This window comes from Bacillus sp. WC2503 (assembly GCF_052682895.1).
The window spans coordinates 175193-193606 of the sequence record NZ_JBQYMD010000002.1 but is presented as its reverse complement, the minus strand read 5'-3'; the positions used below and the strand labels follow the sequence as shown (position 1 = coordinate 193606).

The 18414-nt window shown below is 32.4% G+C and carries 17 protein-coding genes and 1 pseudogene; 15 read left to right on the top strand and 3 right to left on the bottom strand.

Going from position 1 to position 18414, the window contains the following annotated elements; genetic code table 11:
- Positions 1-159 precede the first annotated feature (159 nt).
- Positions 160-1626 (bottom strand): catalase, encoded by a 1467-nt coding sequence (locus ACUN26_RS28225; RefSeq protein ID WP_001069196.1) that lies wholly within the window; start codon positions 1624-1626, stop codon positions 160-162.
- A 1091-nt stretch (positions 1627-2717) separates the two neighbouring features.
- Here ACUN26_RS28225 and ACUN26_RS28220 point away from each other — a divergent pair.
- From ACUN26_RS28220 to ACUN26_RS28205, 4 genes are all read left to right on the top strand, one after another.
- Complete coding sequence (locus ACUN26_RS28220) at positions 2718-2849, top strand: hypothetical protein (RefSeq protein WP_002039926.1); 132 nt, start codon at positions 2718-2720, stop codon at positions 2847-2849.
- Between the two features lie 30 nt (positions 2850-2879).
- Positions 2880-3002, top strand: a complete 123-nt coding sequence (locus ACUN26_RS28215) for a hypothetical protein (RefSeq protein WP_000562068.1) — start codon at positions 2880-2882, stop codon at positions 3000-3002.
- 253 nt (positions 3003-3255) lie between these two features.
- Complete coding sequence (locus ACUN26_RS28210) at positions 3256-3537, top strand: hypothetical protein (RefSeq protein WP_000053164.1); 282 nt, start codon at positions 3256-3258, stop codon at positions 3535-3537.
- 568 nt (positions 3538-4105) lie between these two features.
- Positions 4106-4801: a response regulator transcription factor gene (locus tag ACUN26_RS28205; RefSeq protein ID WP_000207757.1), complete on the top strand. Its 696-nt coding sequence runs from the start codon at positions 4106-4108 to the stop codon at positions 4799-4801.
- 189 nt (positions 4802-4990) lie between these two features.
- On the opposite strand, the gene ACUN26_RS28200 is transcribed toward ACUN26_RS28205, so the two are convergent.
- Positions 4991-5146 carry a hypothetical protein gene (locus ACUN26_RS28200; protein ID WP_277496084.1) on the bottom strand — a complete coding sequence of 52 codons (156 nt, stop codon included), beginning with the start codon at positions 5144-5146 and terminating at the stop codon, positions 4991-4993.
- Between the two features lie 238 nt (positions 5147-5384).
- Between ACUN26_RS28200 and tnpB the strand changes: the two genes are divergently transcribed.
- The 4 genes and pseudogenes from tnpB to ACUN26_RS28180 form a co-directional block, all read left to right on the top strand.
- The gene (gene tnpB, locus ACUN26_RS28195; protein WP_000973303.1) at positions 5385-6506 is read left to right on the top strand and encodes an IS200/IS605 family element RNA-guided endonuclease TnpB; all 1122 of its coding nucleotides are present in this window, start codon (positions 5385-5387) and stop codon (positions 6504-6506) included.
- A 171-nt stretch (positions 6507-6677) separates the two neighbouring features.
- Positions 6678-6989: a heavy metal-binding domain-containing protein gene (locus ACUN26_RS28190; RefSeq protein ID WP_000637486.1), complete on the top strand. Its 312-nt coding sequence runs from the start codon at positions 6678-6680 to the stop codon at positions 6987-6989.
- Positions 6990-7526: 537 nt separating this feature from the next.
- Entirely contained in the window at positions 7527-7814 is a 288-nt protein-coding gene (locus ACUN26_RS28185; protein ID WP_000935902.1) for an ArsR/SmtB family transcription factor, read from the top strand.
- A gap of 51 nt (positions 7815-7865) precedes the next feature.
- Positions 7866-7965 (top strand): annotated as a pseudogene (locus ACUN26_RS28180) (DDE-type integrase/transposase/recombinase); the annotation flags it as partial.
- Between the two features lie 150 nt (positions 7966-8115).
- Here the strand turns inward: ACUN26_RS28180 and ACUN26_RS28175 are convergent.
- A complete protein-coding gene (locus tag ACUN26_RS28175; RefSeq protein WP_000653177.1) occupies positions 8116-8250 on the bottom strand; it encodes a hypothetical protein in 135 nt (44 codons plus the stop codon).
- Positions 8251-8903: 653 nt separating this feature from the next.
- Here ACUN26_RS28175 and ACUN26_RS28170 point away from each other — a divergent pair.
- The 7 genes from ACUN26_RS28170 to ACUN26_RS28140 all read left to right on the top strand — a co-directional run bounded on the left by ACUN26_RS28170 (position 8904) and on the right by ACUN26_RS28140 (position 18412).
- The gene (locus tag ACUN26_RS28170) at positions 8904-9191 is read left to right on the top strand and encodes a lactococcin 972 family bacteriocin (protein ID WP_000768886.1); all 288 of its coding nucleotides are present in this window, start codon (positions 8904-8906) and stop codon (positions 9189-9191) included.
- A gap of 177 nt (positions 9192-9368) precedes the next feature.
- Positions 9369-11588, top strand: coding sequence for a DUF1430 domain-containing protein (locus ACUN26_RS28165; protein ID WP_000722047.1), 2220 nt, complete (start codon positions 9369-9371; stop codon positions 11586-11588).
- Between the two features lie 5 nt (positions 11589-11593).
- Positions 11594-12220 carry an ABC transporter ATP-binding protein gene (locus tag ACUN26_RS28160; RefSeq protein ID WP_000402084.1) on the top strand — a complete coding sequence of 209 codons (627 nt, stop codon included), beginning with the start codon at positions 11594-11596 and terminating at the stop codon, positions 12218-12220.
- 644 nt (positions 12221-12864) lie between these two features.
- The gene (locus ACUN26_RS28155; protein WP_001013441.1) at positions 12865-15099 is read left to right on the top strand and encodes an N-acetylmuramoyl-L-alanine amidase family protein; all 2235 of its coding nucleotides are present in this window, start codon (positions 12865-12867) and stop codon (positions 15097-15099) included.
- A 137-nt stretch (positions 15100-15236) separates the two neighbouring features.
- Positions 15237-15425, top strand: coding sequence for a DUF2164 family protein (locus ACUN26_RS28150; protein ID WP_223268719.1), 189 nt, complete (start codon positions 15237-15239; stop codon positions 15423-15425).
- 384 nt (positions 15426-15809) lie between these two features.
- Entirely contained in the window at positions 15810-17309 is a 1500-nt protein-coding gene (locus tag ACUN26_RS28145; RefSeq protein ID WP_000805991.1) for a spore germination protein, read from the top strand.
- A gap of 20 nt (positions 17310-17329) precedes the next feature.
- Positions 17330-18412: a GerAB/ArcD/ProY family transporter gene (locus tag ACUN26_RS28140; RefSeq protein ID WP_000809704.1), complete on the top strand. Its 1083-nt coding sequence runs from the start codon at positions 17330-17332 to the stop codon at positions 18410-18412.
- Positions 18413-18414: the final 2 nt, after the last annotated feature.

Sequence of the window (18414 nt, the reverse complement as noted above, 5' to 3'; positions counted from 1 at the left end):
AAATTGTATGAACAAATATTAATAATCCTATCTATTGTTGAAGAGAACTAAAAAAAGAGGTTGTCCCTAAAAAGTCGTTTTTTAACGAATTTTTGAGACAACTTCTTTTCTTACATATTGTAAGTTAAATTTGAGAGTAAAATAAAATTAAGCATGTTATTATTTTGTAGAAATTCCTACATACGATGAAATATCAACATTTAATGCTTCTGCTAAGCGAATACCATATTCGCGATCTGCACGGAAGAAGTTACAAATAGCTAGTAGTTTCGTACGCTCATTTACGTCTTTCAAGTCATTAGTTAAGTTTGCAATTAAGTTGTCTTGCTCTTCTTTAGAGAATGAACGATAACGCTCACCGGCTTGTTTGAAGTCGTTCGGTTTCTCATTTTTTTCACGAGATACATAGCCTCCTACTCTCATAGTTGAATCGCGGTATGTTGGGTCTTCAACTGGATTTTCAGTATGGCGGCTCGGTTCATAGTTTATTGTAGATGGGTTTTGATTTACTTGCATCGCACCATCACGTTGTTGATTACGAACAGTTGCGTATGGGCAGTTTACAGGGATTTGTAAATAATTTGCACCAAGTCGGTAACGCTGTGTATCTGGGTAAGAGAATAAACGACCTTGTAATAGCTTATCTTCAGATGGTTCAATACCAGGTATAGTTGCACTTGGTGTAAAGGCCACTTGCTCTACTTCCGCAAAAAAGTTTTGTGGGTTACGATTTAGTGTCATTGTCCCTACTTCAATGAGTGGGAAACAATCTTCTGGCCATACTTTTGTTGGATCTAATGGGTCGAAATCTAAAGAATCCATTTGATCTAATTGCATCACTTGTACGTATAGATCCCATTTTGGATGATTTCCTTTTTCAATCGCATCGAATAAATCGCGAGTTGCATGATTGAAATCTTTACCTTGTACTTGTTCCACTTCTTTTGCACTTAAAATTCGTACACCCTGCTGTGGTTTCCAGTGATATTTAATGTAAACAATTTTACCTTTTGCATTAATCCATTTAAATGAATGGACGCCGAAACCTTCCATTTCACGATAGTTTGCTGGTGTACCATAATCAGAAAATACCCATGTCATCATATGAGTAGATTCTGGTGTTAACGTCATGAAATCCCAATAACGATCTGGCGTTTGAATATTTGTATCAGGTGCTGGCTTTAAAGAATGCACCATGTCAGGGAATTTAATTGCATCACGAATGAAGAAAACTGGTAAATGGTTACCTACGATATCGTAGTTTCCTTCTTCTGTATAAAATTTAACAGCGAACCCACGCGGATCACGTGCTGTCTCCGGAGAGCCTTGGCCATGAATAACTGTTGAGAAACGAACGAATACAGGCGTTTCAGTTCCTTCATTTTGTAAAAATGCTGCCCTCGTATATTGCTTCATACTGTTTTTAGTTACAAATACACCGTGAGCACCTGCACCACGTGCATGTACAACACGCTCTGGAATACGTTCACGATCAAAATGAGCAAGCTTTTCTACTAAATGATAGTCTTCTAATAATACCGACCCACGGCGACCAGCTGTACGAGAATTTTGGTTATCTCCAACTGGAGCACCTTGGTTTGTTGTTAAGCGATTATTTGGATTCATGATGTGGAACCTCCTATTTATAAACGATAATAATTTTTTCATAATAATTATTATAATTTAATATATATTTAGTTTTATTGCTTGTCAATAAATAAAAATCGTTTTTATTTCATTTTTTGAAATAGGATCCGCGAATCAATCTATAAATATATCTTGTATATTTACCATAGCCAACCTAAAATACTCTGCAAGAAATCCATGACTCTGTCTTATCACCTGAAATTATCCAACCGATTAGTAATCTTCTAAACTAGAGCATACTAATAACACATCTTTTCTGCTGTTTCATTCTCCTTATATTTATATAAATTAATCCGTATGAGTACTCGTCCATCATTTTGGAATTTTTTTAAAACCGCTCCAGTGGGAACTATATGCTCAACTAAGTAATTATTTCATGTTATGTAGTATGTATATTAAGTTGTAATTATTATAAATTGATAATTGATAAAAGTAAATAATTTGTCGATAAGTGTCATAAAAAAACCAATATCAATTCTTTTTTTATAATTTTTATAAAAAAAGAATTGATATTGCATGGAGATTATATTAATATCATTCGAGGATATTATGTACTATTTGGGTCCACCGCCAGCATTTTGGAGCAACCAAGCTTCTTAAATGAAAAGATCTCTAGCGTACGATATTCGCCTTTAGGCTAGGAAGATATTAATTTCTTAGGAGAATATACGTTCGGGATATTACACCCAATAAGTTTACATTGCTTATGTCTTCTGAATATTAAAGAGCCGATTTGCTCATAACGAGGTAAATTGGGCTCTTTTCTTCTCTGACTTTTCGTAGCTTGTTTTTTTTTCTGAAATAAACGTTAATTACGAGGAGAGAATGCCGATGCTTAGAAAATACCGAAATATAGGGAGTTTATTATTAATTCTTACTCTGCTAATTATAGCCTGTGTATTACAGGCCTTGGGAGAGGAGAATGGGGAATGACGGATGCAATTATAGAAATTTTTATGAAATTCATTGTGATTTATTGTATAGGCTGTTTTGGTGGTAGTTTGTTATGGAAAACGAAAACAGATTGAAAGATAAGGAGATTCACTATGAGCCTTCCCACCCAAAAAAAGATGTTGCAGCGGGTTAAAAAAGAGGCAACGTCATACTGTAATGTTGATCCTTTAGCTTTTGCAATAGGGATTAGAAATGGATTTTTAATGGTAATGCCATTTTGGTTAGTTGTATTGTATTTAGTTATATAAAAACGCCATAACTACGAAAGGGTGGGAGAAATGATTGCTTCGAATGGAATTATAGATATCCATTCGAAAAAGCAGGCCCAAGAATTCACAATGGAAATGACAAAACAAATGCTTCATGAAACCGTTGGATTCAAGTGGGGGAGAAATGCATAATCATTTTTAAGTGGAACCATCTTTGATATTAAAGCTAAGTATAAAGAACAAGCTCATTTATCCGAACTTAAAGTGTTTGTTGTACAAAGTGAGAAGAAGGACAGCTTTTTAGAAGATATCACTAGCCATTTGAGATTATCCTTCCTCTCATTCATGCTTTTTAAATCATGTTAGCTTGAAGAATCAATACGTGCTCTTTGTTCCTATCCTTTCTGGATCGTATATGAGGGCAATAGAGGGGGGGAATAACAAAATGAGTTTAATTACTCCACATTATTTGCTTGTAGGTGGATGTTCGAAAGACAAAGTGTTACAGGCACATAAAAAAGCAAAAGAAATATTTAATCAGAATAACGAAATAAATAAATTGATAAGTCTGTTGAAAAGCGACTCCTTTTTTATACTTTATGATGGCAGCCATCACAGATGGAAAAATGAAGATGAATATATGAAGGCGAAAACGGCATATGTTCAATACCTTGTAGAGTCTGATATTCAGTTTGTAGAAATGGCAACACAAGAATTAATTTCTTGAAAGCATGCAAAAGGTCCAAAAAAACTAGAACAGCACATCTATCATGTAAAAAGAAAAAAACGGCGCATCATTAATCAGCTAATCGATTGGGGAGTTTCAAGAGGCTCAACTTTATTCAGGTGAATCAGAAGAGAACTTGTATTATCTAGTCAAAGCGTTTTGAGGTGTATATAAAAACGTGGGAATTTAAGAGCAAACGATGAAAAATATTTCGTTTTCACGTAATAAATTATGTGGTCGTAGAGTTGACAGGGGAATGAGATTAAGGACGAAAAAGTCCTATCACTTAATTAATATAGAACGAATAAACTAGGGATACCACTCCATGTCCACCAACTTAAGAATCTTTACTAGCTCCACGTTATTCTTTCTAAAAGACTAAATCGAAAGGATGACAGTTTTTTTACTAGATTTTTAAGTTGATGGACATATATAGTGACTCCTAGGAGTTGATACATATAAAAAAAGTGCACATGTATATAAAATTTTTTGAAAATAAACTACCAGAATCTTAGAACTTATATCAAACCAATAGCCGTTTATCAACAAGAGTAAAGGAGCGGTGAGTATGACAACAATCTTAGTATTAGAAGATGATATAACCATCCGTAGTTTTATTACATTGAACATGCAGCGTGCTGGTTTCAATGTTTTAGAAACCGATACAGGTGAAAAAGCTCTTGAACTTTTAGAACAGAATAATGTTGATATTGTAATACTTGATGTTATGTTACCAGGAATAGATGGATTTCGGGTATGCAAAAGTATACGAAAAAACAATGAAGATATTGGTATTATTATATTAACGGCACTTGTTCAAGAGAAAGATCAGGTACACGGTTTGACAATTGGGGCAGATGATTATATTAAAAAGCCATTTAGTATAATTGAATTAGTAGCACGTGTACAATCATTGCTAAGAAGAATTCAAAAAAATAAAAAGGAATTGGAATTGATTCATTCGGGGCCATTTCAATTAAATCTTCTGCTAGGAGAATTATATAGGAATGAGATAGTAATTGATTTAACTCCAACAGAGCATATTATTTTACGATATTTAATGGAAAATTCCATGAAACCAATTTCACGTAATGAACTCCTAAATAAAATATGGGGTATAAATTGTGTAGGTAATACAAAAGTCATCGATGTGAATATCAATCGTCTTCGTCAAAAGATCGAAACTAGTCCTTCTAATCCTGAGTTTCTCCTTACGGTACGAGGAAAAGGATATAGATGGAACGAAAACAAACATTGCAACTAATTTGGCAGAAAATCGATTCGCTTATACTTTTTTTTAATTACAAAAGTATTTACAAAACTTACAAAAACTATTTTTAATATTGAAAGCATTTTAATATTAGTGTTAAGAAAACAAATTTGGGCAATAGGGCAATTCAAAAGAACGTCGAAACAGTATCATTTTCTGATGGGAATGAATTGAAAATTAAATCTATTTCTTTAAGATTATAAATGTTAAAATCGATGTTTTATCGTTATATGTAGTATCGGCTACTATTATTTCTGAAGCATCTGTATATAATAAATTACCAGTAGATATGATTGATGGATATGCAGTTTTTTGATAAATAACCCCTACAAGAAACAAGTTTTTTGTGGATAGCTTGTTTTCTTTCACCCTTACAGAACTGTCATCTTTATCATTTTAGCCAAGAAGACTCCTTCCTCAAGGAACGCGAAGTGAGTAGGTGGGAGATGAATTGGCTTCGGACAAGAGATGGCAGGAAGCAATCTTAATTGTTCGACATACATAAACTGTTACTTCACTATCTATCGAATGTATGTTTGTTGTATAATAGACACATGCCGAAATGGAGGTGAAATGAGTGATGATTAATAAAGCATATAAATTTCGTATCTATCCAAATCAAGCACAAGCAACCCTAATTAATAAAACAATTGGCTGTTCTCGTTTTGTATTCAATCATTTCCTATCTCTATGGGATAACGCATACAAAGAGACAGGGAAAGGTTTGACATATGGTACATGCTCTGCCAAACTTCCTGCCATGAAGAAAGAATTTGTTTGGCTCAAAGAAGTGGATAGTATTGCGATTCAGTCGTCTGTTCGCAACCTTGCGGATGCTTATACACGCTTTTTCAAAAAACAAAACAGTGCCCCGTGTTTCAAATCTAAGAAAAACAACGTACAATCTTACAACACAAAACAAACAAATGAAAACATTGCCGTTGTAGGAGACAAAATAAAATTGCCAAAACTAGGTCTTGTTCGATTTGCCAAAAGTCGTGAAGTAAAAGGACGTATTTTAAATGCTACAGTTAGACGGAACCCTTCTGGCAGATACTTTGTGTCCTTGTTAGTTGAAACAGAAGTACAAGAACTTCCGAAAACACATTCTTACATTGGAATGGATGTGGGACTAAAAGATTTCGCCATTTTGTCAGATGGAACAATCTATAAAAATCCGAAGTTTTTTCGATCATTAGAAGAGAAGTTGGCGAAAGCACAGCGTGTTCTTTCTAGAAGAACAAAAGGATCTTCTCGCTGGAATAAACAGCGAGTAAAAGTGGCTAGAATTCATGAATACATGGCAAATGCTAGAAAAGATTACTTGGACAAAATCTCAACTGAAATCATCAAAAACCACGATGTTATCGGTATAGAGGATTTGCAAGTATCGAATATGTTAAAGAATCATAAGTTAGCAAAAGCAATTAGTGAGGTATCATGGTCACAGTTTCGAACCATGTTGGAATACAAAGCAAAATGGTACGGCAAACAAGTCATTGTCGTATCGAAAACATTTGCTTCCAGCCAATTATGTTCTTGTTGTGGATATCAAAACAAAGACGTTAAAAATCTCAACCTACGTAAATGGGACTGCCCTTCTTGTCGTACACACCATGATAGGGATATTAACGCAAGTATTAATCTAAAGAATGAAGCGATAAGGCTTCTAACCGCAAGGACTGCGGAGATAGCCTAATAAATTAGAGTTCAATAGAACTCTTTACTTAGGAATCCCCCTCTTCTAAACGAAGTGAAAGTGGGGGTAGTTCAAGTAAGGTTATTAGATAGTTTATTTAGTTTTTAAAATTAATAATAGGATTATAGCAATCAACAATAACTTTTTAAAAATTATAGGAGTGTGTTAATAATGATCGTAACAACAACTAATACTATTCAGGGTAAAGAAATTATTGAGTATATAGACATCGTAAACGGTGAAGCAATTATGGGTGCAAATATCGTACGCGACATATTCGCTTCTGTTCGTGACGTTGTAGGTGGCCGTTCTGGTGCTTATGAAAGTAAATTAAAAGAAGCTCGTGACATTGCCATGGAAGAAATGAAACAACTTGCAACGCAAAAAGGAGCAAATGCAATTGTTGGTATCGATGTAGACTACGAAGTCGTTCGTGATGGAATGCTAATGGTTGCAGTAAGCGGTACAGCTGTACGTGTCTAAATAGAAAGCAAAATATAACCTAATTGGTGAACTGCAATTCTAATTGTTAGACATAACTAACAATTAGAGTTGCAGTTTTTTATAGAAAAATACTCTTTGAAAAAAATTAGTTACATAGAGGTTCTGGCGAATAGCTAACAATGTATCAAATAAGTCGATACATTAGGTGTAGGGTTTACACAATCGCTATTAACTATTGGAATTTCTGGCATATCCCAAAAAGGATTCTTGCGAAAGTACATGAAGGGAGTCAATTCCTTGGTAGAGGTCAATTCCTACTACTAGAAACCACTGATTCGGTTAAGCAAAGTTACTTAGGTAAGAAACCATCAAAGGTGATCTTGGAATTATGTCTAATATGAAAAAGCCAAATGCAACATTTTCAGATGAATTAAAGGAAGTAAAAAAAGAGAATAAGAGTGTCTCAAGCATACCAGGGTATGTTGAAAAAATAAAAAACTAATTAAATCAAAAAGATGATGCAGAATAAATTATTAATATTATAAACATATATCGATTCAAAAGGAGATGTTTAGTTTGTTAAATTATGAAAAAGACGCAGAAGTTTTTAAGGCATTAGCTCATCCAGTAAGAATTGAAATTTTGAAAGAATTAATTATAAGAGGGGCATGTAATGTAACACAAATTGTAGGTATACTGGGTATCCCACAATCTACTGTTTCACAGCATTTAGCAAAGATGAAATCTCAAAAATTAATTAGAAATGATAGAAAAGGATTAGAAGTCTACTATAGTGCCCAAAACAAAACTATTAATTCCATTGTTGAAATACTACTAGATTACAAATCTACTAATTGTAAGTAAAAAATAATAATCTTTGTTCCAGAACCCCCTAAGTCAATCAAGGATTCTTAGCGGATTGATGAGACATATGTAAAAATTAAAGGTCAATGGATGTACTAATACCGTGCTGTTATTTAAAGTTAATACAATTAATTTTCATGTTTCAAATACGTCAATGACTTCTTATGATTAAACTACCCCCACTTTCACTTTTTTAGAAGAGGGAGATTCCTAAGTAAAGAGTTAGGCTATCTCCACAGTCCTTGCGGTTAGAAGCCTTATCGCTTCATTCTTTAGATTGATACTTGCGTTATAAACATTTTCAGTCTTCCTTCTTTTTAATTAACTCTTTTACAAAACCTTTTACTTTCTCTTTTTCTACCTCACTACATTTTATTTCTTCAAATTCAGTTAGGTTTATATGGATCTCTTGTAATAGTTCATAAATATCTTTCATACTATCTCACCCCCTAAATTCTTTCTTATTTTAATTTTTTATGCAATTAAGAAAGTGAATCTAAGGCATATTTAGTAAAAATTTATTCTTTCCGTATTATCGAAATATTTAATTTGTAATATGTAACGTTAATAATGGATAGACAATTTCTTATACCTTATATAACGTATTAAACAAAGTGATTTCTCACACTTACCACAAATTTTTTTTAGATCGCATACCATACGATTCCATGCTAACAAAAAATTGAAAATGTCTATTTCTTAAATTGCATTATTTAAAATACTTTCCAATTACTCCCCTCTATATTTGTAAATACTTACTTGATTGAAAATTTTCTTTTTAAGTATCACTATTTTTATATCAAATAATTACAGAAAATTCGGAATTTTATTTAAAAAATTTTGAATGTGTCTTTCTTGAAAAAAACTGTGATAATATTTAAAAAAACGATTTGAAGTTAATATTTCCCACCCTATTTTTAATTGAATTATTTTTTCATTTGAGTATCTTTACCTTATTTACTTCCTATTTGTTAGTTTATTGTATTCTGTTCTATATATTTATTTTTTAATGCGGTTGTTTAAAAATAAAAAGGTAGTCAGTCTGCAATATCTAAATAAATTAATTAGATGTTAAAGGGGGAAAAAACATTGAAATTGAAAAAAACTGTAAGTTCATTAGTATTAAGTGCTGCAATACTTGGTTCAGGAGCAACAGCAGCATTTGCTGCAACACAAAATGTAGGGGGGGGAACATGGAATTATGGAACCGGTGGTGGTTCAGTTTGGTCAAATTATTACCACGGAAGCAAAGTTCACAAATCTTCAGTAATCGGACAATATTATTATAGTTCTCCATGGACGAACCCAGGTTATACTTCATATGCAAGTGCACCTGATACAGCTGGTGTAGATGAATCTTATTGGTCTGTTAAATAAAAAGTAAGAAAAATCCTAGAACTCGTGGGTTATTACCTGCATGTTCTAGGATTCTATTTTATGTGACTTATATACATATAGATAAGCAAATTATTTTTATTAATATTTGAAGACAAAGGGTATTCTATCTTCATTTGAATTCTAAATGAAAATAGAATACGGAAAATGGAGACTGGTATGAAAAAAATATTAATTACTTTAGTACTTGTAGCCTATGCTGTATCTTCATTTGTATTTACTAAGCACTTTGAAAAAAGAGAAATGGTAAATATAAATTTTTCTGATAAAAATGGAATTCAAGTGGTTGAATTGAATAAAGATGAACGCCCGGAAGATAAACTAAGAAAGATTGAGGAATTATCCAAAAAGGAAAAAATCAACATCTATAAATTATCATATAAACCGATTAAAACTTCAAAAAAACAAAAAGTAACTATCTATGCAGCTATCGGGGATGAAACACAATTCAAACAAAAATATCCGCTAGAATGGGGAGAGATATTCACTCAAGATCATTCCGCAGCAAGTTATTTGTCATCAAGAGATACGAAAGATAAAGAGCAGGTTGGAAAGATAAACATATTTTCACCTGAACTTATGGTGGAAATTAGGCCTATAGAAGCGGCAAAAGATGAAAACTTGAGAGGCGCTTATTTTGTTGATAGTAACAATCCAAACGTTGTTCAAAAGGTAAAAGAGAAATTAAATACCGAAATCGGGTTCAAAACGGAAGAGTCAGAACGAGTAGGTGCTATGAACATCCTAGAAAATCAGGGAGTTGATAAGTACTTTATTATAGTTCTTACTATAGTTCTGTTACTCATCTTCCTGAGTTTTTTATATTATATATTATTAAATTATAAAAGTTTGGCAATTAGAAAACTGTTTGGATATACGGATAGAGAACTGATTTTTAAGCATCTATTAAAAGAAAGTATTCAAATTCATACGTTATCCTTAATGGTAGTTATTATAGGACAAGTAATATACTTGTTTTTTTATAATGGGATGAGTAAATTCTTAGATTTTGGTAGTACATGGATTGTGTGGCAATTAATTTTTTCAGGTATTTCTATTCTAGTTAGCCTACTTCCTTCTTTAATGATATATCATATAAAAATTCTGGAACTATTAAAAAATAAAAAACCATTAAAACTAGTTCAATTTTTAAATTATAGTTCAAAGTTTATCTTTTCGATTTTTCTAATTATCTTTTCTTTTAATCTTATAAATTATTATCAAGATCTAACTGTACAAAACTCTAACCAGGAACAATGGGATACAACAAAAAATTATAGTTTTTATGAATATCAAAGTAATATTATAGGCGACCGCACAAACTGGGAATATGAAACTGGAATTAAAAGCAAGAAACTATTTGGAATAACTAACCAAAAAGGGGCTTTGCTTATAAAACCATCAGATGGTATAACGTACAAAAAACAGTTAGAGTATAACAATTCTTTAAACAATACTATAGGAGATGTTAAAGAGTATGATCCTCATGGCGGTAACACCCTTCAAGTGAATTCTAATTATTTACATGATAATCCAGTTTATGATTTGAATGGTAAAAAAATCAATATCGATGCTGATTATGGTGACTATTTAGTTATATTAGTTCCCAATAAATATCGCAGCAACGAAGCTGATATTTTAAAAATGTATAAAGAATGGTATCAATTCACAAGGTTTATTGATGAAGATAAACATAAGGAAAGCATAGGAGAAAAAATTGAACCACATAAACAGGTTGAAATTAAACTTCTCTATATCCAAGATAACCAAAAACATTTTTTGTATAATCCTATGCTAGAGGTTAACAACCAAAATTATAGCAAGGGCGCTATATTGATTGTTGTTAACTCAGAAAATATGGGTGGAGACAGCTATTTAAGTTATTTAACTGGGCGTTATTTTTTCCCAAAAGTAGATAATCCAAGTCAGCCTTATAAAGAATTAAAAGAAGACATTAAAATCGCAGGTCTCCAAGATATCATTCTTACAACGCCGTCATTATATAGTATTGTAGATGATTATCTCTTTAAATTAAAAAGCGAACTTCAATTTACTCTTCTTTTTGTAACATTATTACTTAGCATAGAGATTATTATTACTTGTTTTACAATTTTAAATTATTTAGAAAGAAATAAATTTATTCATGCCGTTCAAAGAATCAATGGCTTTGATTTTTATAAGCGACACAGTAAAATCTGTTTTCTCTTAAGTCTTTTTTGGTTAATAATTTATTTAGGTGCATTAACATTTAAATTAGCAACCTATACAATTATTTCACTTATAATTCCAGCTTATTGGTTAGTTGAATTATTAATTGTTTATTTCATCATTCGATTTGTAGAAAAGAAGAAAAATAAGGACGTATTAAAAGGAGCGTAGTTCAAGTGGAAATTGAGCTAAAAAATATATCTAAGAAATATGAAAATAAACAAGTGCTTGATAATTTTAATTTGGTTGTAAATAAAGGAGAAATGATGGCTATTACGGGTCAAAGTGGAACCGGAAAATCAACGCTATTAAATATAGTAGGTCTTTTAGAAGAACCAGACTCTGGAGATGTAATCATACAAGGAATAGAAAACGCTTGGAAGAGCGAGAAAAAACAAATCGAGCTTTTTAGATATACAATAGGCTATCTCTTTCAAAATTATGCATTAATTGATAATGAGACTGTGAGCAAAAATTTAGATGTAGCACTAGAATATGTTAAGTTACCTAATAAAGATGACAAGAAAAAAGAAGTTCTAGAAAAAGTTGGGCTACTAGACAAATTAAACAGTAAAATTTATCAACTTAGTGGTGGAGAACAACAAAGAATAGCATTAGCTAGGCTCATGTTAAAAAAGAATGATATCATCCTAGCAGATGAGCCAACTGGATCATTAGATGAAGTGAATCGGGATCAGGTGCTGAGTATATTAAAGTCATTAAATAATGAAGGAAAAACAATTCTAATTGTTACTCATGACCCTGAAGTGTCTAAAATATGCACTAACGTTGTTACACTATAAATTTTGAAAATAAGGTATTAACGGTTATGGTGCAAAAAAATTCAAAATAATTGTAATGAAAAATCCCCCATAGATCTTATACCTATGAGAGCTGCCTAAGGTTATTTCATATTTGACTTAGTTCTATTGTAATAGGCTTTCGCCATACATGAGAAACATAAAGATCCAAAAACTAACTCTCATAACAAGAAATTCTTTAACCTTTGCTGAAAGGATATGTACGCTTATTTTATAAAAAAGAATGCTCCTTTAAATAACAAAAAGGGCATTCTTTTTTTAGTGGCTTTATTCTCCAGTATCCAACTTCATTTTAACTGAGGCTTTAGCCTTTTCTGGTAGATGTCCTTTAGATCCGAGTCTGAAAGGTTTCGTTTTTGTGCAACTATTTGAATTAACGCAAGTTACGTAAGCTTAAATTATATGCTACATCAAAATTATATTCACCTAGAAAGTTTATATGCTCCCAACCTAATTGAGACACATGTAGCATTAAATCTTTCAGTGAAAACAAACAATAAAATCACCTTATGAAAGACTTTTGTAATATTTACGTAAGAGATTTGAAAGGTTTTTAAATTAAGATAACCTTTCGAACGTAAGATTCGGATTAATAAATAGAAAAATAAAAAGCGAGGAATGACATTATGAATGGAAAAGAAACAAAAAGGGTAAAAAAATTTTTTCCTGTAGGAATTGGAAAGAAGGTAATCCCTGCAACAGCGGCATTAGGTATTCTTTTTTCTATGGCTCCTGTTGGAGAAAGTAAGGCTAGTGCAGGGATAGGTACGGTAGTAGATATAACTATTACTGTATTAGGTGCTGTAGCAAACACTTATGAAGCACTTGGAATAAGCCCAGGGGATCGAGACCCAGGTACTCACATTGATGTATATGCAGAAAACGAAACTTACCAAGCTCCTAGTTTTAAATCTGGGGAATTTAATATTTCTATGTATCATACACAAGGTGATTTGAATTTTCTTAAACAAGTTAAAGTACGCTATCCAAATGGAAAAATTGAAATTCATCAACTAAAATCTGGACAGCAGCTTAAAATTACTGAAGCAGGTGCAATTATAGATTTAAACCCTAATGCAGCAAATGTTTCAGAACACGATCTTCTTTACATTACACAAGCACAATTAGACGAAGGAAAGACCGGAGTTGTGATAAATCAAGGCCAACATGCATTTGTAGAAAAAGCATCTGGTAAAAACCCAAGATTTCTTGGTCCACTTTACAAAAAATATTCCGGTGACTCCTTTGGCGATTGGACGGTGATTGCTAGAAATTCAGATTACCTATTTGATCAGATAGCAAATAAATTATCAGATGAACAAAAACGATTGATAACATTAACTTCAAAGCCAGTATCTAAAGATGTCCTTGACAACTATGTTAATATTGATCCTAAAGCTCGTGCAGATTTTTATGATCGATTATCTGATGTATTGGCGGAGCGTACTAACGTCCTAGAGACATCTATGGCACTGCCATTCATTACACTAAATGACGGTAAAGGTTATCAAATTATCCCTTATAAAAAAGGAACGAATAAAGTAATCGTAAAGACAGGTTCAAAATATCTTTCAGGAAAAGAAGGAAACGGACTTCAATATTCCGATTCGCTTGGCGATGATGAAGTGTTTGAACTTGTTCAGATAGGAAATTCTAACGATGGTAAATTTCAATTCCGTTTGAATAACAAAAATGGGGTAAGTCTGGCAGGTAATCAATATACTTCTCAATTTGGTACTGATTGGAGTTTCAAATCTGAAATTCGTTTCTCTGATAAAAGCAACAATGAAATTAACAATTGGTTAATAGAGTGGTATCCGGGTAAAGAAAATGAGAAACAAAATTATGACAAAATAGAGATTATATCTAATGAAAAGGACCCTACTAAATATAGTGCAAAAGATTCCTCTGGAAACGTGATAAAGAACAGTTGGATAAATCGAGGTACTGGTTATTCCTTTGCAGATGCTGAAGGAGTCATTTTGACAGGCTGGCAAGAAATTAAGGAGAAGACTTATTATTTCTCATCCCCTTATGGCTACATGGTTACTGGAGGAGGAAGTGACTCACTAATTGATGGGAAGTACTATAACTTCAATGACTCCGGTGTTCTGCAACGATCAGCATGGAGAGACCTATACTATTCTGATGCCTCTGGAGCGTTTGTTAAAGAAGGCTTGAAAGATATAGATGGGAAAATTTATTATTTCCAAAACTTCGTGCCAAATAAAAAAGAAATACGTTTAGAAGATCAAGATGTCATCCTTCACTTTTCCGACAAAGGTGTGCTGGAGAGAGTTTCTAATCTAAATGGGGAAGCTATAAACAACGCTGTTAATGTTAAGCTTGACAACAAAATATTAGCATTTAATAACGACGGTTCAATTTTGAAAACAGGAATCAACAAAAATGCGAACACAATAGCATATTATAGTTTAGAAGATGGCGCTTTCTATACCGGCTGGAAAATGATAGACGGTAAAAGATACTATTTCACAAATGGCCACAATACTATTTTCAATAATTATGAAAACATTGACGGGAAAAGATTTTATTTCCATGAAGATGGATCTGTTAACCGAGCAGGATTTGAAAAAATCGACGGTAAACTATATCACTTTGACAATAACGGCGTAGTACAAACGGGCTGGCAAACTATCGATAATAAATATTATTACTTCGATGAGAATGGGGCAGCTAAAACAGGATGGTTCCAAGTTGGTGGTGGATATAGACCTTGGCCTCTTGCATATGGATACCTTTGGTATTGTGCTAGGGAAGATGGTTCCCTTTATGCAGACGGTTGGTTTAAAATTGACGGTAAAGATTATCACTTTGACCAATGGGGACATAAAATGTAATAACATAATGATAGTTTGAAAATTTAGCCTATACGTATAAAAATGGATCATGACATGGACTGATTATATTTTCCATGTTATGATCCGTTTTAATCTTTTTAGATATACTCCCTCTTATTAGTTCTCGATTCTATTCTTTGAGACTAAATAAAAAATTCGAACTAGACTTAAGTTCACTTGAAGCTGAATATATATTGGAGTTTATGATGAAAGAAATTGGCCCACTTGTATATAATCAAGCTGTAGAAGATGCATGTAAAACATTACGTCTTCAGATGGATGTTATTGAAGAAGAAATTTACGTGCTACAATTTCCAATAAAATAGAAATGATACACCCGAGCCCCCTTTTTTGTAGAAAAAAAGGGGGCTTTTGTCATCTCATAAATCCTTAACATAGGAAAATCAGTTATTCAACTTTTAAAAAATGTCTTAGCTTAGGTTTTATATCATTTAGTTGGCGGGTATCTCGAAGAGAAGTTGGTAAAAGCACAGCGTGGAGATTTCATTTAATCTATATCATATTTTCGCTTACAACTATTTCTAACTTTTACTTTCAATGCATTTTTTAACCAATTTTGGTTAAGTTATTTTCATAGAGGTTATTGCTAATTCAATGGACATATTTGCATATCAGTATGCCTGATTTTTAAAATATAAATTTCTTAAAAACTTTATGTAACTTCTTTCTGAAAGGAAGGGTATTATCAATTGAAACCTTATGAAAAAGTACCTGATGAATCTATAAAATCTTTACAGGATTTAATGCAATTACTAAAAAAATCTAAAGATTTTATAACATTGGAAATCAATTCAAACAATTCCTCTATAGTCATTTCATATTTTAGAACATTAATCGATGTGAATATATTCCATGAAGAGATTTTAACTTATATAAAGGAGAAGAGCTTCGATTCATTACAAGATATTCAGTCTGTCTTACCCTTTGAAAATTCAAAAATAACAAATCAAATGGAAGATATTCAGGATAGTATTTTAAGCGGCTATATACTTATTCAGTTCGATACAGATAAATTAAATGGCTTGTTAATAAATGTGTCAAAGAAAGAAAAAAGAGATATTACAAAAGCTGAAATTGAATACAATATCGTGGGTCCACAAATCGCGTTTGTTGAAGATTTAGATGTAAACTTAAATTTAGTACGTAGAAAGCTTCCAACACCTTATTTACAAATGAAGGAATTGAAGGTAGGATCTCTTTCTAATACAACCGTTGCAATTGTATATATTGAGGGAATTGTAAATGATCAAAATCTACAAGAAATTATAAAACGGGTGAGTCAAATAAAAACAGACCACGTTTTGGATAGCACGTATTTGATTCAGTTAATTGCAGACAATCCTAATTCTATATTTCCTCAATTTTTGAATACAGAACGACCAGACCGTGTAGCAGCTGTATTGGCAGAAGGGAAAATTGCACTTTTTGTAGATGGCTCACCTTACGCTATCACCCTTCCAACAACATTAATTGACTTTTTTTCTACGACAGAAGATTACACCATGCCTTGGATTATTGCCTCATTTTTTCGACTGTTAAGGATTTTTGCTTTTATCTTTTCTGTTTTAACGACTCCATTATATGTTTCGATCTTAACATATCATTATGAGCTTATTCCAAAAGAACTTCTTGAAACGTTGATCATATCGAGAAGTAAAGTACCTTTTCCTCCATTAATTGAAGCACTTTTTTTAGAAATAACGATTGAATTACTGAGAGAAGCGGGGACACGTTTACCAACTAAAGTGGGTTTAACTGTCGGTATAGTAGGGGGTATTGTAATTGGACAAGCATCGGTGGAGGCAAGTCTTACAAGTAACGTACTTATTATCATTGTTGCACTTTCAGCTCTTAGTTCATTTACAGCACCAATATATCGAATTGGTAATACAATTCGAGTAATTCGTTTTCCTTTTATAATAGCTGCACACCTGCTGGGCTTATTAGGAATTGTTTTAACAAGTTCTTTCCTTTTAGCACGCTTATTACGTACAGAATCATTAAGACGTCCTTATTTGTTCCCTTTTTATCCCACACGCCCTACAGATTGGAAAGACAGCATTATACGTCTGCCAATCTCAGCGATGTTCCGACGTCCAATTTTTTCAAGATCTAAACAGCGTTTTCGTTTTAATCCAGAAGAGGTAGAGAAAAATAAAATCATATCACGAAATGATTTTGATGACTGAATTTAACAGGGAGGAGCATTATGAAACAGATCCCAATTGAGTATCAAGTATCTCCATATATGGTGTTTTTTTTAATTATTACTATACAGATGGGGGTTGGTATGCTTGGCTTTGAAAGGATTAGTGCAAAATTAGTTGGAAATGATGCATGGATTAGTACGCTACTTTTTGGAATATCTGTTAATCTTATGATTTGGATCATATATCAGATTTTAAATCAGGGTAATGGAGACATCATTGCAATCAATCAAAACGTACTTGGAAAATGGATTGGTGGATTGTTCAACTTCATTTTTTTATCCTATATTGTATTGTTAGGTGCAACAACACTACATACTTATATCGAAATAGTACATGTTTGGATGTTTCCTTCAATTTCATCTTGGGTTATAGCGGGGGCTTTTTTAGGCCTATGTTATTACATTGTAACTGGAGGATTTCGTGTAGTTGCCGGAATCGGCTTCTTTGGAATCGTTATCCCAAGTATTCTAATTTTCACATTTTTTTATCCTTTGCAGTATGCAGATTTCCGAAATTTATTTCCAATTGCACAGCATTCATTCCTAGAAATTATGAAAGGAATGAAAGGAAATATGTTTAGTTTTTTTGGATTTGAAATGTTATTGTTGTACTACCCATTTATTAGAAAGGCAAAAACGTCTCAAAAATATGCGCACTATGCAAATTTAGTAACGACTATTGTCTACACATACCTTATGATTTTAACTCTTGCGTTTTTTAGTGAAAAACAACTCGCGAGCGCGATATGGGCATATTTAAGCATGATTAAAATTATACAATTTCCCTTTATAGAACGGTTTGAATACATTATTGTTTCTTTTTGGGCTTTTTTTATATTACCCAATGTTTCCTTTACACTATGGGGAGTAAGTCGTGGTATAAAAGAGGCACTAGGAATAAAGCAAAAATATGTTTTGCCAGTCATCATCGTATTCATCTTTGTTTTATCATTTTTCTTAAATAACCGTAATAAAATTAACTTATTAAATACTTGGACAGGTCAAATTGGCTTTGTATATATATATGTATACCTACCTGTACTATGGCTAATTCAAACCGCCAAAATAAAGTTAAGGAGATAAAC